The 18,679-nt window shown below is 61.3% G+C and carries 15 protein-coding genes; 8 read left to right on the forward strand and 7 right to left on the reverse strand.

Going from position 1 to position 18,679, the window contains the following annotated elements; translation table 11 throughout:
- From VR863_RS00005 to VR863_RS00035, 7 genes are all read left to right on the forward strand, one after another.
- A partial coding sequence (locus VR863_RS00005; protein WP_324826433.1) for a strawberry notch family protein occupies positions 1 to 3,960 on the forward strand: 3,960 nt, incomplete at its 5' end.
- A gap of 74 nt (positions 3,961 to 4,034) precedes the next feature.
- Entirely contained in the window at positions 4,035 to 6,008 is a 1,974-nt protein-coding gene (locus VR863_RS00010) for a ParB/RepB/Spo0J family partition protein (protein WP_324826434.1), read from the forward strand.
- 1,084 nt (positions 6,009 to 7,092) lie between these two features.
- Positions 7,093 to 7,629 carry a hypothetical protein gene (locus tag VR863_RS00015; RefSeq protein ID WP_324826435.1) on the forward strand — a complete coding sequence of 179 codons (537 nt, stop codon included), beginning with the start codon at positions 7,093 to 7,095 and terminating at the stop codon, positions 7,627 to 7,629.
- A gap of 118 nt (positions 7,630 to 7,747) precedes the next feature.
- Positions 7,748 to 8,173, forward strand: coding sequence for an organic hydroperoxide resistance protein (locus VR863_RS00020; protein ID WP_324826436.1), 426 nt, complete (start codon positions 7,748 to 7,750; stop codon positions 8,171 to 8,173).
- The gene (locus VR863_RS00025) at positions 8,170 to 8,640 is read left to right on the forward strand and encodes a MarR family winged helix-turn-helix transcriptional regulator (protein ID WP_046903469.1); all 471 of its coding nucleotides are present in this window, start codon (positions 8,170 to 8,172) and stop codon (positions 8,638 to 8,640) included. The genes VR863_RS00020 and VR863_RS00025 overlap by 4 nt, the downstream gene beginning before the upstream one ends.
- Before the next feature lie 129 nt (positions 8,641 to 8,769).
- Positions 8,770 to 9,039, forward strand: a complete 270-nt coding sequence (locus VR863_RS00030) for a hypothetical protein (RefSeq protein WP_046903470.1) — start codon at positions 8,770 to 8,772, stop codon at positions 9,037 to 9,039.
- A 65-nt stretch (positions 9,040 to 9,104) separates the two neighbouring features.
- Positions 9,105 to 9,482: a hypothetical protein gene (locus VR863_RS00035; RefSeq protein WP_063612560.1), complete on the forward strand. Its 378-nt coding sequence runs from the start codon at positions 9,105 to 9,107 to the stop codon at positions 9,480 to 9,482.
- 422 nt (positions 9,483 to 9,904) lie between these two features.
- Here the strand turns inward: VR863_RS00035 and VR863_RS00040 are convergent, their stop codons facing one another.
- From VR863_RS00040 to VR863_RS00050, 3 genes are all read right to left on the reverse strand, one after another.
- Positions 9,905 to 10,363: an ion channel gene (locus VR863_RS00040; RefSeq protein ID WP_324826437.1), complete on the reverse strand. Its 459-nt coding sequence runs from the start codon at positions 10,361 to 10,363 to the stop codon at positions 9,905 to 9,907.
- A 71-nt stretch (positions 10,364 to 10,434) separates the two neighbouring features.
- Positions 10,435 to 10,980, reverse strand: coding sequence for a sensor histidine kinase (locus VR863_RS00045; protein WP_082347913.1), 546 nt, complete (start codon positions 10,978 to 10,980; stop codon positions 10,435 to 10,437).
- A gap of 417 nt (positions 10,981 to 11,397) precedes the next feature.
- Positions 11,398 to 12,060: a TetR/AcrR family transcriptional regulator gene (locus tag VR863_RS00050; RefSeq protein WP_053833462.1), complete on the reverse strand. Its 663-nt coding sequence runs from the start codon at positions 12,058 to 12,060 to the stop codon at positions 11,398 to 11,400.
- A gap of 440 nt (positions 12,061 to 12,500) precedes the next feature.
- Between VR863_RS00050 and VR863_RS00055 the strand changes: the two genes are divergently transcribed.
- Complete coding sequence (locus VR863_RS00055) at positions 12,501 to 14,015, forward strand: mechanosensitive ion channel family protein (RefSeq protein ID WP_324826438.1); 1,515 nt, start codon at positions 12,501 to 12,503, stop codon at positions 14,013 to 14,015.
- Between the two features lie 21 nt (positions 14,016 to 14,036).
- Here the strand turns inward: VR863_RS00055 and VR863_RS00060 are convergent, their stop codons facing one another.
- From VR863_RS00060 to VR863_RS00075, 4 genes are read right to left on the reverse strand one after another with little or no spacing between them, the layout of a single operon-like run.
- A complete protein-coding gene (locus VR863_RS00060; RefSeq protein ID WP_324826439.1) occupies positions 14,037 to 15,518 on the reverse strand; it encodes a phospholipase D-like domain-containing protein in 1,482 nt (493 codons plus the stop codon).
- 29 nt (positions 15,519 to 15,547) lie between these two features.
- On the reverse strand, positions 15,548 to 15,937 hold the full coding sequence (locus VR863_RS00065; protein ID WP_046903475.1) for a hypothetical protein: 390 nt from the start codon (positions 15,935 to 15,937) through the stop codon (positions 15,548 to 15,550).
- Positions 15,938 to 15,969: 32 nt separating this feature from the next.
- Positions 15,970 to 17,208, reverse strand: a complete 1,239-nt coding sequence (locus tag VR863_RS00070; RefSeq protein WP_063612557.1) for a patatin-like phospholipase family protein — start codon at positions 17,206 to 17,208, stop codon at positions 15,970 to 15,972.
- Positions 17,189 to 18,676, reverse strand: a complete 1,488-nt coding sequence (locus VR863_RS00075) for an efflux transporter outer membrane subunit (protein ID WP_053833465.1) — start codon at positions 18,674 to 18,676, stop codon at positions 17,189 to 17,191. The genes VR863_RS00070 and VR863_RS00075 overlap by 20 nt, the downstream gene beginning before the upstream one ends.
- Positions 18,677 to 18,679: the final 3 nt, after the last annotated feature.

The following is an 18,679-nucleotide window of genomic DNA, read 5'->3' on the forward strand; positions in this document are numbered from 1 at the left end:
CGCAGCGAAGCACAGGTCGAGCTCCAACAGTTCTCGACCCCGCCGATGCTGGCCTGGCTGATGGCGAAGGCCGCAGCCGTCTCTGCGCAAGACACGCTCCTCGAACCGTCCGCAGGTAATGGTGCCATTGCCCTATGGGGTAGCGTCCAGAACACCTCACTGCTCCTCAACGAGATCGATCCAGCCAGACGAGACGGCTTGGGCCACATCTTCCCTTCGGCCGCGATCACCGCGCATGACGGGGAACTGATCGCCGACCTGCTTCGCGGCCCTGTTCCGTCAGTCGCGCTGATGAACCCGCCATTCGCCCGCAGCCAGGAGCGCGGCAAGGACGGCGATACAGCCCAGCGCCACCTGCGAAGCGCGATCCGGTCTGCCGCCGTTGGAGCGAGGATTGTCGCCATCATGCCCGAAGGCTTCGAGGCCTCCTCCTTCGCCGAGGCTCAGGAGGAAGCATCGCTGCTCCTCGATGTCCGGTTGCAGCAGATGTTTCGCCGGACCGGAACGGGTATCGCCGTTCGTCTGGTCGTGATCGACAAGACCCAGACCGAGTCCGCGCCAGTTCTCACCGGAGATACTTGCGACCTGATCGCGCTCGGCGAACTAGTTACCGAGCTTCCGCCACGTGCGCAAATATCCGCCAGCGTCCATCGCCTCCCAGTCAGCAAGCCAGTGCGCCTCGGTGGCAAGACCTCAACGCATCGCGCGCCGGTCCGTCCGGTGGCGCCTTTCGCAGCGAAAGCAGCAGTCAGGGCGAATGCGATCGAACTGGCCTATTCGGTCCTCGCCGATCCCGCACCGGTTTCCGAACAGGCGGGTATCTATCTCCCTTACCGGCCTAGCCGCATCGCGTTCGAAGACGCGCCGGTCCATCCCACCCCGCTCGTGGAATCGGTCGCCATGGGTTCGGTCGCGGCCCCCATTCCCGAAGCTAAGCTTCGTCTTCCTGCAGGTTGGCAGGCCGACAGCCTGCTGTCCGAAGCGCAGTGCGAGACACTCGTATACGCTGCCCAGGCATTCGCACGCGATCTTCCGGGCCAGTTCCGGCCGAGCCAGGAAGGCACCTCGCTCGAATTGTCCGAAGACGGGCACGCCTACCGGCAGGGCTTTTTCCTCGGCGACGGGACCGGTGCGGGCAAGGGGCGGCAGATCGCAGCGGTGATCATGGATCGCTGGCTTGCAGGCGAGCGGCGTCATATCTGGATCACCAAGAACGAGGCGCTGCTCGAAGACGCACGCCGCGACTGGGAAGCGCTCGGTGGGTTGCCGCTCGATCTCCAGCCGCTCTCGCGCTGGAAACTCGGCCATCCGGTAACGATGTCCGAAGGCATTCTCTTCGTCACCTATCCGACGCTACGCTCTGGGCGCGCCGAAGATACGCGGCTCGACCAAATTCTGGCCTGGGCGGGTGAGAGTTTCGAAGGCGTGATTGCCTTCGACGAAGCCCACGCCATGGCCAATGCGCTCGGGGGCTCATCGACCCGCGGCAAGGTCAAGGGTTCCGAACAGGGCATGGCAGGTCTGAGGCTGCAGAACCATCTGCCGCGCGCCCGGGTGCTCTACGCGTCTGCCACTGGCGCTTCGGATATCGCCAACCTTGGCTACACATCCCGGCTTGGTCTCTGGGGACCCGAGACTGCTTTCCCGACCCACGAGGCGTTCATGACCGAGATCCGCGCTGGTGGTGTGGCAGCGATGGAACTCGTCGCCCGCGACCTCAAGGCCCAGGGGCTATATCTCGCTCGCGCGTTGTCCTTCGCCGGGGTTGAGTACGATATTCTCGAGCATAATCTGACCGAAGCGCAGGTAAAAACCTATGACGCCTATGCTGATGCCTGGGCGATCATTCACCGCAATCTTGAAGCGGCGCTGGAGGCAACGCGGGTGGTCGACGAAGACAGCGGCGATACGCTCAATCGCAACGCCAAGGCTGCAGCCCTCTCGATCTTCGAAGGCACCAAGCAGCGCTTCTTTGCCCAGCTCCTGCTGTCGATGAAACTGCCGAGCTTGATCCCGGCGATGGAAGAAGCACTTGGCGAAAGCCATTCGGTGGTCGTCCAGCTGGTCTCGACCGCCGAAGCCATGCTCGACCGGCGCCTTGCCGACCTCACCGAAGAGGAACGCGAAGCGCTCGATATCGATCTTTCCCCGCGTGAATACGTGATCGACTACCTCGCCAAGAGCTTCCCGGTGCGTCTTATGCAGGTCTTTGCAGACGAAGACGGTAATCTTCGTTCCGAAGCGATGAGCGACGAGCTGGGCAATCCCGTTTTCTGCCAGCGTGCGATTGCCGCGCGCGATGCACTGATCGAGCAACTCTGCGCGCTGCCGCCGATCGCCACAGCGCTCGATGCGATCATCGAGCACTTTGGAACCGAAGCCGTGGCCGAGGTCACAGGCCGGACCCGAAGGCTTGTCCTGGGGCGCGATGGCCAGCAGCGCCTCGAACGGCGTAGTCCCAGTGCCAATGTCGCCGAAGCGCAAAGCTTCATGGAAGGAACCAAGCGCATCCTGGTATTCTCGGATGCGGGCGGGACTGGGCGTTCCTACCATGCTGATTTGGGCGCCAGGAACCAGCAGCGCCGGGTTCATTTCCTGCTCGAGCCGGGCTGGCGCGCTGACAACGCGATCCAGGGGCTCGGCCGCACCAATCGCACCAACCAGGCCTCGGCCCCGCTGTTCCGGCCGGTAACCACCGACGTGAAGGGCGAACGCCGGTTTATCTCGACCATTGCGCGAAGGCTCGACGCATTGGGCGCGCTCACGCGTGGCCAGCGCCAGACCGGCGGGCAGTACCTGTTCGACCCGGCCGACAATCTTGAAAGCGACTATGCGCGCGACGCTCTCAGCCGCTGGTTCCAGCTCCTCTATGACGGCAAGCTCGAAGCCACCACCTTTGGCAACTTCGTCGAGCGCACCGGCCTCCGGCTCGAAAGCCCCGACGGCGGACTGACCGACAATCTTCCCACAATCCAGCGTTGGCTCAACCGCATCCTCGCGCTGCCGATCGCGCTCCAGAATGCCATATTCGATGAATATCTCGGCCTCGTCGAAGCGCGGATCGACGCCGCGCGCGAGGCCGGAACGCTCGACCAGGGACTGGAAACCATCAGGGTTGATCGTTTCACGTTCCTCGCCGATGAGCTCCTGCGCACCGACCCCGTGACCGGAGCAGAAACCCGCCTCGTCTCGCTCGAACTCACCAGGCACCTTCGGCCTCTGCGATTGCAGCGCTTGGTGCGGATGCACGAGATCGGCGGCTCGCACGCGATCCCGATGCGCAATGCGCGCTCTGGCAAGGTCGCGCTGTCGGTTTCGGCCCGTCGCCTCATTGCTGACGACGGGGCTGTAATTGATCGCCGACGCCTGCTGCGACCGCTCAAGTCCGCGAACTGGACGCTTGAGGCGCTCGCAGAGAGCCACTGGGAAGAAATCGGCGTCACCGCGTTCACGAGCGCCTGGCGGGCCGAGGAAGAGGAGGCCGCCGCTTCACCGGTGACCGAGCGCGTCCATCTCGCCACCGGACTGCTGCTCCCGGTCTGGAAACGCCTGCCCGGCGATCATGTTCGGGTTACCCGGCTCGTTGCCGAGGACGGCCAGTCGATCATCGGCCGCGAAGTGCTCGATATCGATCTCTCTGCGATCGCCGAGACCTTTGGTCTTTCCGGGGTTGCCGGACCAGCGGTGGAGCAGATCGGCGACCTCGTCATCGCCAGTGGAAAGCCGCTCGGCCTCGCAAGCCACGATCCACTCACAGTGAAGCGCTCGTTGGTCGGCGGCGAACAGCGCCTCGAACTGACCGGCTTCTCGCCCGATCGGCTCGACTGGTACAAGGGCAAGGGCTGCTTCACCGAGATTATCCGATACCGCACGCGGCTGTTCGTGCCAGTCTCCGCAGCCTCGTCGGTCCTCCCCGCGCTTGCCGCCTGTTCCCTCGGGCAGACCCCAATCTCAGAATGAGAGGGGAGGGAGCCCTTTGGGCTTGTGGGCCTCGTGATCCTCACCTGCGCCTTCATTCCATCAGGAGAATACCCATGATCCAGTCGATTCCCTTGAAGAAGCTCGTCCCGAGCCCGCGCAACGTTCGCAAGTCAGGCGACGTGCTGGCCGACCTCCAGCTGCGGGCAGACATCGCTGCGCGCGGCCTGCTGCAGAATCTTGTCGTTCGTAAGGCCAAGCGCGGCAAGTTCGAGGTCGAGGCCGGCGGTCGTCGTCTCGCCGCGCTGCTGGCGCTGGCCGAAGAGGGCACCTTGCCCGAAAACCATGAGGTCACCTGCCTCGTCATCGAAGGCGAGGAAAGCGAAGTGCGCGAAGCTAGCCTTGCCGAGAACTTCCAGCGTCTCGCGATGAACCCGGCCGACGAGGCGCAGGCCTTCGCCTCCATCATCGAGGCTGGGGCTACCCCTGAAGACGTGGCGCGCCGCTTCGGCCTCACTGTCCGTTTCGTCGAAGGACGTCTGCGCCTCGCAAGCCTCGCGCCTTGCGTTTTCGAAGCGCTCGCCGAAGGCACGATCACGCTCGATATGGCCAAGGCCTACGGCGCGATTTCCGACGTCGAGCGCCAGGCGCATGTCTATGCCGAGCTGCAGGATGCCTGGTACCAGATCACGCCCGATACAATCCGACGGATGGTGCTCGATGCCACGGTGCGCGGGTCCGATCCACGAGCTGTTTTGGTCGGTCGCGACGCCTATCTCGCCGCAGGCGGCCGGATCGAGCGCGAACTCTTCGATGATGATGCCAGCGAGAGCTGGATCGATGTCGCGCTGCTCGAGGACCTCGCGCACAAGGCCATGGAGGAAGCGGCCACCAGGACGGCTCAGGAACACGGCCTTGCCTGGGTGCGACCGACGCTTGGCAACTACGTCAGCCACGACCTTGTTGAAGGTCTCGGTCGCTTGCCCTGCGAGCCTGCGCCAATGACCGAACAAGAAGCGCAGGAGCTCGGCGAGCTCGAGGCCGACTACGACCGCGTCGCCGCCATGCTCGAAGATGAAGACAGCGACGAGGACGAGGTAGCCAAGGCCGAACAGGAACTCGTCGTCATCGACCGCGCCATGCGCGCGATCAATGACCGGCCGCCGGTACTCGCCGACGAACTAAAATCCGAGGCCGGAGCGTTCCTCGTCCTCTCGCGCAATGGCGAGCCGACCTTGGTCCCTCAGTACTACACCGAAACCGAAGTCATCGCTGACGAAGGCGTTTTCGAGGCAATCGAGGAAAGTGGAGCGGCAAAGCCCAAAGGGAGCTCGCTCTCACAGCGCCTGCTTGACGAACTGGCCATGCAGCGCCGCGACATCCTGGCGATCCATCTCGCTAACGATCCGGCCCTGGCGCTCGATTTCATGGTCTTCACGCTCGCCGATGCCGATGGGCACGACTGGCGTGCCAAGAAGGCGTCGACGCTCGTTGGGTCGCTGGCGTCGGGCCCGGTCACCGGGTTCGAGGCCAAGGATGCACCGGCGAGTGCTGCGCTGGTCGAGTTCGCAGGATCGCTCGATGAAAGCTGGCGTTCTGGCGAAAGCGACGTGGAGCGATTTGCGAGGTTCCGGGCGCTTTCCGACGAAGTGCGTTCGGCCTGGCTTGGCCATGTCATCTCGCGCACTCTAATTGCCAGCCTTGCCTGCGAAGGCGAACGCTCGGTGCCGATGCACGAAGCACTCGGCTCACTCCTCGAAATCGAGACCTCCCATTGGTGGCGTCCTACGGCGGCCAACTACTTCGATCGTGTAGCCAAGGCTCGTACGCTCGAGGCGCTCGATGCCGCAGGTGGTCCCGAACTGGTCAGTCGCTACGCTGCCTCCAAGAAGGCCGAACTGGCGAGCGCTGCCGAGCGCATCTTCTCGGGCAACTTCATCGGCGAGGCTGACGTCAAGGAACGGGCGCAGGCTTGGGTTCCGCCGATGATGCGTTTCGCCAGTGCCGAGGAAGTCCAATTGACTGACCACGAAGGAGACGAGGCGGACAACGCAGAAGAAACAGACGAGATTGCCGAGCAGGCTGCCTGACCCCTCCTGACAGGTCCAGGTCACTCGGCGGGCGGTCCGTCCCTTTTGGGACGGGCCGCCTTTCGCATGTCAAATTTTGGGCCGGTTGCAGACTGTCTGCTATCGGCAATCAGATCGCAAAAAGCTGCCATTCGGCTAGCGACCCAGTTGCGGATACATGTTTATCCAGCCTAAGGTTCCTGCGATGACGGTTGACGAGAACACTGTTGCTCGAGGTGGATGCCCTCGCTGTCAGACGACGATACCATTAAAGCGCTGTTTGTTGCGTCGAGGCCATCCTTTCAAATGCCGTAGATGCGGAACATCGATCGTCGTTCCGAAGACAAGCGTCCGCCTAGCGATCTCGTTGTTCGTTTTATTTTCAGCAACACTCAAAGAAGCGCCTTACTGGTTCGTAGCAAGTATCATCGTTTGTTTAATAATAATGGGATGGATGTTATCAAAAGTTACCATATACAAAGGCGAGGTAAACACGGCTACTTGATTTACGGGCAGCTTTCCACCCCACTTCCTGCCGTCTAAGCTTGCGTAGCGGCCTCTCAAAAGCTGCCACGCGTTCAAGTTGCAGTTCTTCGGCTGCAATTGGGCCGGTTGCTGACTATCTGCTTTGGGCAGGCAACCAATGCAAATCGGCCATTTTGCTTCCGACCCCATGGCAGACCACCCATGTATGCCCAGCACCTGTTCAATGGCAGCCGTTTGTCGTGTCTCTACAATACATCAGGTAGCAGAAGCCCATGAAGTTCATCACTCTCAATCGCGCCTCGACCCTTTCCGTTGGGCTGAGCTGGCCGGGTTTCCGGCTCGTGAAGCAGCAATGCCGCTCGACCATACGCGCCTAATCGATACTTCTCTGCGCTTGGCGCAGATGCCATTGCCCGCTTCGTTCGCGACGGCTTCGTCTGGGTGGGTGCTGCATTTTCATCCAAGGTGGCCGCAGAAGCGCGCGCGATCCTGTGGGTGGCCACGGGATGCGATCCGATGACTCGACCACCTGGACCCGGCCCGTCTCGAGCGGTTCGATCAGGCTCCGTTTCACGAAGCGGCAAACACAACCGCCCTGCATACAGCATTCGACCAGCTTGTGGGCAAAGGTCGGTGGCTGCCGCGGGGCGGACGCGGAACATTTGCTGTTGGCTTTCCATCTGCCGAAGAACCTGGAGACGACGGGTGGCACATCGAGGTCAGCTTCGCTTATGAGAAGCCCGACTTCATGGAGTGGCGGGCCAATGTGCACCGCAAGGGCCGCGCCCTGTTGATGCTGTTCCTATTCTCGGATGTGGGTATTCACGATTCCTCAACGCGCATTCGGGTCGGCTCGCATATCGATACAGCGCGACAACTCGCACCGGCCAAGGAAGCCGGTCTGACCCTTCGAGAGTTGGCCTCGGACGGATTCGCCGGATCGGCCCATCGCCTGGAGCAACTGGCAACGGGTCCGGCCGGCAAGGTGTATCTGTGCCACCCTTTCCTCGTGCATTCTGCATATAAGGATTACGGTAAGCAGCCGCGCTTCATTGCGCAGCCGCCACTGCTACCGCGTGAGCCGATCAGTCTCGAGCGTTCCGACAATAGCTACTCGCCGGTCGAGAAGACTATTCTGAGGGCTTTGGGCAGGTGACGCGGTCAGAATTTGACGCAAAGGCGTGTCTGCCAGCATGACGCGCCTTGCAAATTATATATTGCGCACAATATAATTGGATACTATTTATCCTGCTGTCTAACCGTAAGGAGCTAACATGAAAAATCTCTACAACACTCGCGTTAACGCCTATGGTGGCCGCGCCGGAAAGGTCAAAAGCGAAGATGGCATTCTCGAGCTCGACCTCGCTCTACCGAAGGAACTCGGTGGCAAGGGCGACGCGACTAATCCCGAGCAACTCTTCGCTGCTGGTTATGCGGCTTGCTTCGAAAATGCCGTGATCCATGTAACGCGGGCACAGACCGACAAGGTGGGTGACGACGACATTGAAGTCTCCTGCCAGGTCGGCCTCTTGCCGAATGGTAATGACGGGTTTAATCTCACTGTCACACTGGATGTCGAAATTGCCGGGGTCAATCAGGCAAAGGCTGACGAGATCGTGAAGAACGCCCACGCTGCTTGCCCCTATTCCAACGCAGTCAGCGGAAACGTCGATGTGAAAATTAATGTGTTCGCCCAATGAATGACGGGGTGGCAGCAGCACAGGACCCGCGCGATCCCTTGTTGCTCGATCGACAGGTTTGCTTTCCCCTTTATGCTGCCACCAACCTCCTCAGCCGCCTCTATGGCCCTGTTCTTCGGGAGCTGGGTCTCACCTATCCGCAATATCTGGTCATGCTGGTATTATGGGAGAAAGAACCCCAGACGGTGGGCTCCCTCGGCGCGCGGCTTTACCTCGATAGCGGAACTCTCACCCCTCTGCTGAAGCGTATGGAGGCCGCCGGCCTGGTTCGACGAACACGCGATCCGGAAGACGAGCGCCGAGTGGTTATCGAACTGACCGAGAGTGGAAAAATACTGCGCAACCAGGCAGTGTATGTTCCCGAAACCCTCGCGAGGGGGCGCAAATCCGAAGGGATTGACGAACTGCGGGACAGCGTGCGCAGGCTTGTCGAACTGCTTGCGGAGCAAACCGGCTCGAAGAGGTGAAGCCTCTCAGCAGGTGTCGCACGTCTGCGAGGATTGCCTGTCCGATCTTCGTGGGGCGTCCACTGGGACGCTTGGCGATAGTCGAGCGACCTTGCGATGCAGTTCGTTTCCTCTCGCCCGCCCGCGTAAATGAGGACTGCCGACCCGACTTTACAGACCTATCTCGACCGCAATGTCGCCGGTGCCACTCTACTGGTGGCACCCGAGACCGGACAGCCAACATCGGGCGATCCGATCGAAATCGTCCTGACCGGCCCCGACATGTTGAAGCTGCAAGAGCTGTCGCAGGACGTGCAGGCGCTGCTGGAAGACGAGGTTGGCGTAGTCGACGTTCGCGACAATCTCGGCAGCATCAAAGGTGAGATCGCACTTCAGCCAAACCGCGAGGCTTTCCGATGAATCGGCAAGGTCAGAGACGTCGAGCCGTTCCACCGACTTGGCTCTTGCCGATATCCCGTTCAACCATGGCCGCCGCATTTCTGGAGAATGGCCAGGCGCGGACCCTGTGGCTGTCGGGCGTTCACCGGAGAAGTGCCACGAAGGCCGATGCCAAGATCCTTGCCGGACAGGATCTGGACTATTCGCTCGACCCCTTTGATGACCAGAGCTTCTACCGGTCGGCCGCGCGTTCGCGCAATGCCGCGCTGGAAGTTACCGTGGGCGTGTCGCCCAAGGCCTCGCGGGTCTGGCTTGGCAAGGCAAATTCAATCGAAGGGTTTGCCGCTTCGGCGGCGCTGCTCATCAACGCTGTCGCGGCCGCGAAGCAAGGAACCGCCGAGCCATTCCGCTTTCTCGCAACCCCGGTGCAGGCGCTCGACCCTGCACAAGTCAAAGGCGGATAAAGACCGAACCCAGGTCGCTTTGTTGCCACCGTTCGAGATGTCCTTAAGCCCAATCCATCTCCGTTAAGCCGACTAATCCTATTGTCCGATATGGGCATCGCTCCGACGCCCTCGAACCGACGTCCGCTTTCGGAACGTAGCCCTCAATGCTCGGATGACTGGGATGAGAGGGCGAAGCCGACCTGGGCGCATGCCATGCGAACATCTGCTTCTGGCGAACCGCCGAGTTGGTGGTTAGGACCGACATTAGAGTCGCAACCCGCCATTCCACTTTTGACCATCCAGTCTACGCAAGCGCCAAGCCCCAGACTATTTGTCGAAACCCGGGCGGATCGGCGTTTTCTACTTGGACAAGGCGATGCGGGTAGAGTGGGCAGGCACAATCGTTTATGCTAGCCAAAGTGAGCCGGTTCTGTACGAAGTCATTCTGCCGTCGAAATGTGGGATCGCGTCGAACTGCCTTTCTCCTCGCGCACCTGACCCACGAATTCGAGAAGAAACGCAGTGCTCAAACCGAACATGACGAGGCCGTTGGCAGCCACGATCGCAGACAGCAGCCGCACATCCTGCGAGAGGATAACGTCGCCGAAGCCTAGCGTCGTCAGGGAAACCGTTGCGAAATAGAGCGCCGGTTCCAGCGCTTCGAAGGCACCCAATACAATAAACAGGCCCGCCCAAATCCAAGCCGCCAGCGTGATAGCGAGCAGCATCCATATCGTAGAAGCGGCAAGAAGCAAGGTCGCTCCAAAGCGTGTTGTTCGCGTGCGAGGCGGCGTGAAGCGATCATCGACTGAGAAGGCTATTGCGGCAAAACACGCTTGCATGATGATGGTAAGTGCAACGGTCACCGTTCCGATCACGAGTTGAGCGACGATACTCATCGTTGATGATCCTCAATTTTATCAATTTGATTTACTCCTCCGATTATTATCAGTCTGCAGTGGAGTCTCGCTCATTCTGAGCTTCTACCCGCCGACAACAGCACGACTTGCACATGCAGTCCTCGGCCCGGCTTGGACCGGAACGAGACGGAGCCGCCTATGGCTTCGGCAAGTCCGCAGACGATCGCTAAGCCAAGGCCGGCTCCGCCCGTCTGTCGATCGCGTGACGGATCGAAACGGGCATAGGCCGTGCCTAACGTCAGTTGTTGGTCGGGCGCAACTCCCGGGCCATCGTCCTCAAACGACCAGCAGGTCTTACCGCCATCCGAAACATTCCTTACCGTGACGGTCGAGGCGTGGCGCAGGGCATTATCGACGAGGTTATCAAAAATCCGTCCGAGCGCGGTGGGATCACCCAGCACATGGCTTGCCGGCGAAAGGTCGAGGCCGATGCGGTCCTCATCTGAATGCAGCGCCAATAGATCACCAGTCAGAGCCGTAAGGTTGACCTCCACCGTCGCCCAGACCGCGGCGTCGCTCTCTTTATAGTAAGAGGGCGACGCTGCGCTTCGTGAAAGTTTTGAGGTCAGGAGAGAGGCTCCCGACCGGCCCGTCATGGAGAAAACTCATGGGCTCCGCCGCGAACCCGAACTGCCCGATCATCTCGATATCGCACGAGAAACGCCGGACTCGTTACCGACCGGCGAGTTCCCGATTTTCGAGGATGACCCGGATGAAGCTGCGCGCGCATCGGCCTTGCGGCGACGGATGCAAGGGCTGGCGCGACAGGCCTCGCAACCCCGACGACGGCATTGATCTGTAGGAGATCGTGATGCGAAGCGTTACTAAGGGTTTATCGAGACGCTCGGGCGGCGGTACGCCTCTGGCAGAACATTGCTCGACGAGATTCCAGAGCACATTGAGCCGGGGCCATCTTCTGGACACTCCGATCACGATGAATCCGAAGGATACTGAAATATCTTTAGGTTCAAACCAATGCAACGAAGTTACTGATTTATAAGATATGCGCCAGCTTACCGCCCATTCGTCGAAAAGACGACGCCAGTGCGAAGTGCAGCCATCACGAAATCAAGTTCCTTGTCCAGGCTGACGGATTCGCTGCCATGATATTCGGGACCCATGCCCCTCAGTATTTCATAATTCGGCAAGGAGAATAATAAGTCGAAGACTATCTTAGCGATCGCCGGGAAGTCTGAGAACGCAATTTCTCCGTTTGCGTAGCCGTCCTTTAGAATTTGGTTCATAACGCCGGTAACGTCAGCCACGGCTTTGGCCCTGATCTTGTTCTGCAAATCGGGGCGGTAATTGGCAAGCCATGTCAGCAAGGTCTGTATGCCGCGGCCTTCTGCGGTGAGCGAGGCTTCTAGAAATTTATGCGCAACGGCTTCGAGGCGCTCGCGAATGGGGCCATTGGCAGGAAGAGTGCTCACCGGACGGATGTGCTTCGCAATACCATAGTCCATCGTCGCACATAGCAGTTCATCCTTGGATTTGTAGCGTGCGTAAAGTGTTCGCTTCGATACGTGGGCCGAAGCGGCGATCGCGTCCATCCGGGACGCATCGAGGCCCTTAGCGATAAATTCCTGCAGCGCTTCCTGCAATATGTGCTCGCCTAGTTTCTCGGCCTCCTCTTTTGAAGGACGACCGCCGCTTGAGGTTCTGCGGGGAAGTGACATCTATTCTTTCACTATTGCATTGGTTCGGCCATCTGATCTGCTGCCCAGTAGGACGAGGCCTTTGTGGTATGGCCAGGCAAAGCTCCGCAGCGGGCAACGCGGACTAATGATGCCCACATGAACGCTTGCCTGCCGCAACGGAAAACGGCATGGTACCGGTGAGTTTACTTTCTTTCATCGCCGGCGCCAGCAAAAATGGCCTTTCCCCAAGGCAATCTCTCCGATCGATCAGTGAGCCGAGCTTTAGCGGTTGGAATGCAATCTCTGTCTTTCGTAGGTTCGTAGGGTTGAAGCCATTGCGGAACTGCGATGGCCAGCGCCTTCCAGATAATATCCCGATCGGACCGATATCGGTTCTCCGTCTTTCTGCCCTTTTATTGCTGGTCGCCTGCGCCGCCTTAACACCGGCTTCCGCTCAAATCGCTCCTGTGGCGGAGCCGATGGCCGAGCAGGCCGCTGAAGTGGCTACCGACCCTTTCGGTCGCGAGACGCCGCGTGGAACGGTGACCGGCCTGATCAGCGCCCTGGCGGCGAAGGACTACACGAGGGCTGCTCACTATTTCCACCTGTCTGCGGAAGAGGATGAGGCTCAACTTGTCGATCAAGGAGCGATCTGGGCCACCAAGCTGCAAGCCGCGCTCGACCAACAGGGGACGCTCCTGCCTTTCGGTGCCTTGTCGAACGAAGCGAGTGGGCGTCTCGACGATGAACTGCCGGCCGACACCGAAGAGGTAGGCAGGCTCGGCGGCGAGGAAAGTCTGCCGATCCTTCTCACCCGGACCGACAGCCCTGTCGGCAGCGAGGTCTGGGGGATTTCGCAGGAGACCGTTGAAGCTCTCGAAGCAGTGTCTGTGGCGGCGACAAATCGGGCTGAACCGGAAGACGGTGAAAGCGCCGAGGTGGCCGGAGCCCCGCTGCAGGACTGGGCTCTCTTGCTCGGGAGCGCAGCCGGCAGTTTCTTTCTCTACTGGCTTATATCGGCCGGACTTCTGGCCATCATGCGGCGTTTTGTGGCCGACCGCGAGAAAAGCGCGATCTACCGCTTCACGCAGGCCGCCTTGCCGCCGCTCAGCCTGTTTCTCGCAGTGGTGACCTTCCACCTGTGGACGGGCAGCATCGAGGCGTCCATCGTCGCGCGCCAGACCTTGCTGCGCTATATCGGTATCGTTGGCTGGGTAGCGCTTGCTTGGTTTGCGCTGCGCCTGGTCGATGCCATCGCACGCGTTGCTAGTGCCCGGATGGAACGCCGCCAGCGGCGGCAGGCAGTGTCGGTCGTCGTCCTGTTGCGGCGTACGGCAAAGATAGTGCTCTTCCTATTGGCGACGGTAGCGGTCCTCGACACGCTGGGGGTCGATGTGACCACGGGCATTGCCGCATTGGGCATTGGCGGCATCGCCTTGGCGTTAGGCGCACAGAAGGCCGTGGAGAATTTGATCGGCAGCCTGAACGTCATCGCAGACCGCCCTGTTCAGGTCGGAGACTTCTGCCGCGCGGGAGATATTGTCGGCACCGTAGAGGATATCGGTATGCGCTCGACGAGGATTCGCACGAATGAACGCACGCTCGTCACCATCCCGAACGGTGATTTTTCCTCCCGCGAGATCGAAAACTTCGCCAAGCGCGACCGCTTTCTCTTCAATCCCACGATCGGCGTCGAATACGGTATCTCCGCAGGCCAGCTGCGCCGGGCCGTGGAGATTATCGAGCAGATCCTGCGCGATCACCACCTGATTGAAAAGGATGGCCTCCGTGCTCGATTTGCTCATTTCGGCGAGAGCTCGCTGGATATCGAGATCTGGTCCTACATCATGGTTGCCGATTACGCGGAAAGCCGACTGATCCGGCAGGAACTGCTGCTGGCCATTTTCGAGAGGTTGAAGGCAGCCGGTCTCGCTATCGCCTACCCGACGCGGACGGTCCATTTGGTGACCCAGGAGAATGACGTCGGCGCGTAGGTCGCCGCGCCCAGATGGTATTCACAGCAGCCAATCGATCGGCGTTTTGCTGAGAAGGCGAGTGAGCACTCGCGACCACCATGTGGTTCCAGGCTCGGCCAGTTCACATTGACGGACATCGTCGCGCATGTCCACCCAGTTCAGTCGGCCTTTGTCATCCACGACGATTTTGTAGGAGCCGGACGCGATCATGGTATCGAAGGCGTGGTGCATCTGTGCCGCCAGATTCTCACTCTGGATGACGATCCCGAGCTCAGTATTGAGAGCGAAAGAGCGCGGATCGAAATTGAAAGAACCGACAAAGACCCGACGGCCGTCTACAGCGAACATCTTGGCATGCAGGGTGGCATTCTCGTTTGTGTTGCGCGGCGAAGGTCGACGCAGAGATTTGCGGGTGGTCTTGGGCCGGTCTCCAGGGGCAGGCATCTCATACAGACGCACCCCCGACTTCACGAGAAAATGCCGATGCTTTGCATATCCGGCATGAACCATAGCGACATCGGTCGAAGCAAAGGAATTGGTCAGGACGCGCACATCGACCCCGTTGCGTGCCATTTGCGCAAAGGCCCTGGCACCTGATGAGGTCGGCACGAAATAGCCCGAAACGACGAGCAATTCCCTTTCCGGTTGACCGATGAGACTCCTGAGGACGCTAGCCATGAGATCGCCTTGACGCGATTGTCCGAGAACCTTGGCGGGCCGATCGCTGACCAGCTCGACGGGCACCCATTCGAATTCAATCCGTCCGGCCCGCGCACGCTCAAGCAAAACAGATCCGGCGGCACGGCTTAGATAATCGGTCGCGGAGGGGCCGGAAACTGACCGCGTGAAATCAGTTGCCCCGCTTGCCGCGTACTGCTTCGGATCTTCCTTCACGATGCAGTCGATTTCGACTGCAGCGGGAAAATTCCAGAACGCATCGAAACATTCGGAGACTTCTTGCACCACCGCGCCTACGCAAAGCGCATCCACATCGGCAAAAATCCCCTGCTCTCGGTTGGCGAAGTACTCGTCTCCGACATTACGCCCGCCGACACAGGTTATCTGATTGTCGACTGTAAAGCTTTTCGAATGCATCCTGCGATTGACGCGGTGGAAATCCAGCAGGAAATCGAGCGGCTTGAAGTGTCGGTTTCGAAACGGATTGAAAATGCGGATTTCGAAATTGCGGTCGCTGGCCAGCCAGCGCAATTTGCGGTCGAGGCCGGGAATGCCGTTATCGTCAACCAGCAGACGGACCCGTACACCCCGCGCTGCCGCTCTGCGCAAGTCTTCCAGCAGGAGATTACCGGTCAGATCGTCGCGCCAGATGTAATATTGCAGGTCGATCGATCTTTCGGCCGCGGCGATGAGTCGAGAGCGGATGGCAAACGCGTCTATGCCGTCCTCGACAAGTGCAACGCCCGTCAGGCCGGGATGGCCCACCGCGTGCTTAGCGACACTCAAGCCGATTGCGGAAAGTGCCGTATTTCCGAACGCATGAGAAGCTGCGCGCTGTATCATGAACGGAGGGTGCCGGTCGCGCATCCGCGTTACGGTGCGCTGTCGGGAGGCGTTGTCTGCGACGGAACAGCAGGGCCAATGTCCGGTTCTGTTCCGGTTAGTGCAACCGACCTGTTGCACAGCTTTCTCGTCATCTCCCGGTCGCGAGTCGGGTCTGTCACGACCGCGCGACCCGAAGTCTGGCCACGCATCCCCATGAGACCGCAAGGACCGGGATGGTCGCCGCCTTCCGCTTGCGGATCGGTCACGGCCTGTAAGACACGCAAAGTGCCGTGCTCGGCATCGCGACACGCCAGCAGCACGCGCACGCCTTTCATCGCCAGGTGCGGGGCGATCTCGTAGCCGGTGCCGCTATTGGCGCCGTTAACGACGGCCGGCCGTCCGGATTGATGGGGGATATCGGAAAAGGCGAAGCTCATGCGGAATGTTCGTCCCGGTGCCATGACGGGCGCTAATCCTCGGAACTCGTCGTTTCGGGCACGGCTGATGCGACAGTGTCCGGATCCGACGATGGCGGACTATCCTGCCATGCCTGTGCCCGACCGCGCTCCACGCCATAGTCGAACAGCGTGCGCATATAATCCTGCTCGAAAAGATCGTGCTCGTCCGCGTCGAAGTCCTGCTCGATAAAGGTCAAGTGATATCCGGCGCCGGTCGATCTCGCCCAGACATAGGCCGAGGCCACACGGTCCTGGAGGCTGGAGAAGAGCATCACCTCAAGCGTCCGCTTGGCGATGCTGGAGAGACCTGCTTCGATCAGCTCGAACTCGCCTGCCATCTTGCCGTTGACCAGCAGATACAGCTCCGTTGGGGACTGGCTGTCCCGCAGGATCTGGTCGTTCGCGACCGGCGGAGCGGCCATCAGGGTCGCAATGGTGCCGCCATCGACATGGAGTTCGCTGATTCGCTCTCCCTGCGCTTCCATCTCGATCAGCACCGGGGGGAACTGCACCGGGACGGAGCTGCTGGCGAGCAGGATGCGCCGGAAAAGGGCATAGCGACCGGGCGCATCACCGGCCGCGATCGCTCCCATGTCCCAGATCGCATTGCCGGGGCGGTCGAGGCTGACGGTGCCGACGAACAGGCGCCGGCCCTTGCGGTGCTCTTCGCCGATGGCATCGATCACCGCATCAGTGGCGAAGCGGGCGATTAGAGCCTCGAGCGGCCCGGTCGTCGCGACGCTGGTCGAGAACGGGATCGCCAACGCGAAGCGGTCCTTGTAAATGTCGTCGGGCGTGATCTCGGTATAGGCGCGTTTCAGCTCGTCGTCGTAGTCCGGCCCGAGCAGCGCGAAGGGGGCGATGAGAGCCCCGGTGCTGACTCCAGTGACCACGGCAAATTCAGGTCGCTTGCCGGTTTGCGACCATCCGTTGAGAAAACCCGCACCATAGGCCCCGTCATCCCCACCGCCCGACAGCGCGAGCACGCGCAGTGGCTCGCCCGGCGGTGGCGGGGCGATCGAGATCTGTGTCAACAGGTCGGGGGAATTGGCCCAATGGCGGATTTTCGGCGAATCCGGCGCGTGCGCGGCTTCGATCTGCGCGGCCTCGAACGGTTGCCGGTCGAAGCTGGCACAACCGCCAAGCAGCAATGCGGGGCCGAGCACTCCCAGGACGAGCGTTCGCACCAGGTCGATGGCCTGTCCCGGCATCATGGTCAGGCGGAGTTCTTTACGGGTTCGCATCGCCATCCTTCTCGGAAATCTCTGGGGGATCAGCCTCCGGCGCGTTCCAGCTTCCGCCGAGCGCCAGATTGAGCGTGACGAACTGCTCGCGTTCCATGCGCTCGATCGTCGCCAGATCGCTGCGCGCAGTGATCGCCTGCTGCCGGATCTGCAACACGTCAAGCAGGCTGCTTTCGCCGACCCTGTACCGCAGATCCTCGATCCTGAGCGCTTCCTCTATCTCGCGCACGCGGATGACGGCCGCGTCCCGGCGGCGGCGAAGCACCACGCCGCTGTCGAGCGCGGTTTCCACCTCCTCGAAAGCGGCCAGCGCGGCGCCGGCATATTGCGCGATCGCCGCGCGCAGTTCGGCATCGGCAATGTTTTCGCCGGCAGCCAGCGCGCCGCCCTGGTAGATCGGCGCCGCGACATTGCCGCCAATGCTGAACAGGGTCGCGGTAGGATCGAAGATATTTTCAAGGGCGTCCGACACCGCGCCCGCCAGCCCCGTGAGCGACAGGCGCGGCAGGCGCGCCTTGCTGGCCTGGTCCTCGGCATGCAGTGCGGCGGCGACGCGCCGCTCGGCCGCGACCAGATCGGGCCGCCGCTCGAGCAGCGTCGAAGGCAGCCCGGCAGGCGGCGGCGTTGGCATGGGCGGCAAGTCAATTCCCGAGGCGAACTCGGCCGCGGGATAGCGCCCGACCAGTAGTTCGAGAGCACGGATCGCCTCGCGCCGCGCGCCCTGTGCCCGTGCGAGAGCCTCGCGCGCCTGTTCGAGATTGGCGCGGATCAGTGCCAGATCGCCATCCATCGCGACGCCCTCGCGGACCTGCAGACCCACCAGGCGATGCAGATGTTCGAGCGTATCAACCGCTTCCTCGGCCAGCCCCACCTGCCGCGAAGCCTCGATCGAGACCAGATAGGCGCGCGCCACGCCCGCGGCAATCGATTGCCGGGCCGCGAAATAGTCGGCGCGGGCAGCCGCCTCGTTCTCGAGCGCGGCATACCAGCCATCGCTGATCCTGCCCCACAGGTCGATTTCCCAACTCGCCTGCGCCAGTCCCAGAAAGCTGGTGCTGTCATATTCGATGCTGGACGGCACCGGCAGTCCGGCCTGCCCGCCGATTTCGATATCATCGATCTCGATATGGCTGCGCGAACCCAGGCCGACCGCCTGAACGGCCGGACGCAGCCCGGAACGCGCCTGACGGGCAAGTGCTGCGGCGCGCTGGACCTGCGCCGCGGCGGCCTGAAGATCACTGTTCTTCTCCTGCGCTTCGGCCACGAGCGCGGCGAGGCGCGGGTCGCCGAAGGCGGCGACCCATCCGTCCGCGACCGGCCCTGCGGCATCGGCGACTGCCCGCCAGCGTTCCGGCAAAGGCGGCAGGGCCGCGCGGGCGGGTGCGACCGGACCATCGCCGACCCTGTCGGGATGCGAGCAGCCTGACACCAGCATCAGGCCGAGCAACATGGCGGTGAGAGGGACGATGCGCATGGT

This window comes from Qipengyuania zhejiangensis (genome assembly GCF_035607565.1).
GTDB classification, from domain to species: Bacteria; Pseudomonadota; Alphaproteobacteria; order Sphingomonadales; family Sphingomonadaceae; genus Qipengyuania; species Qipengyuania zhejiangensis.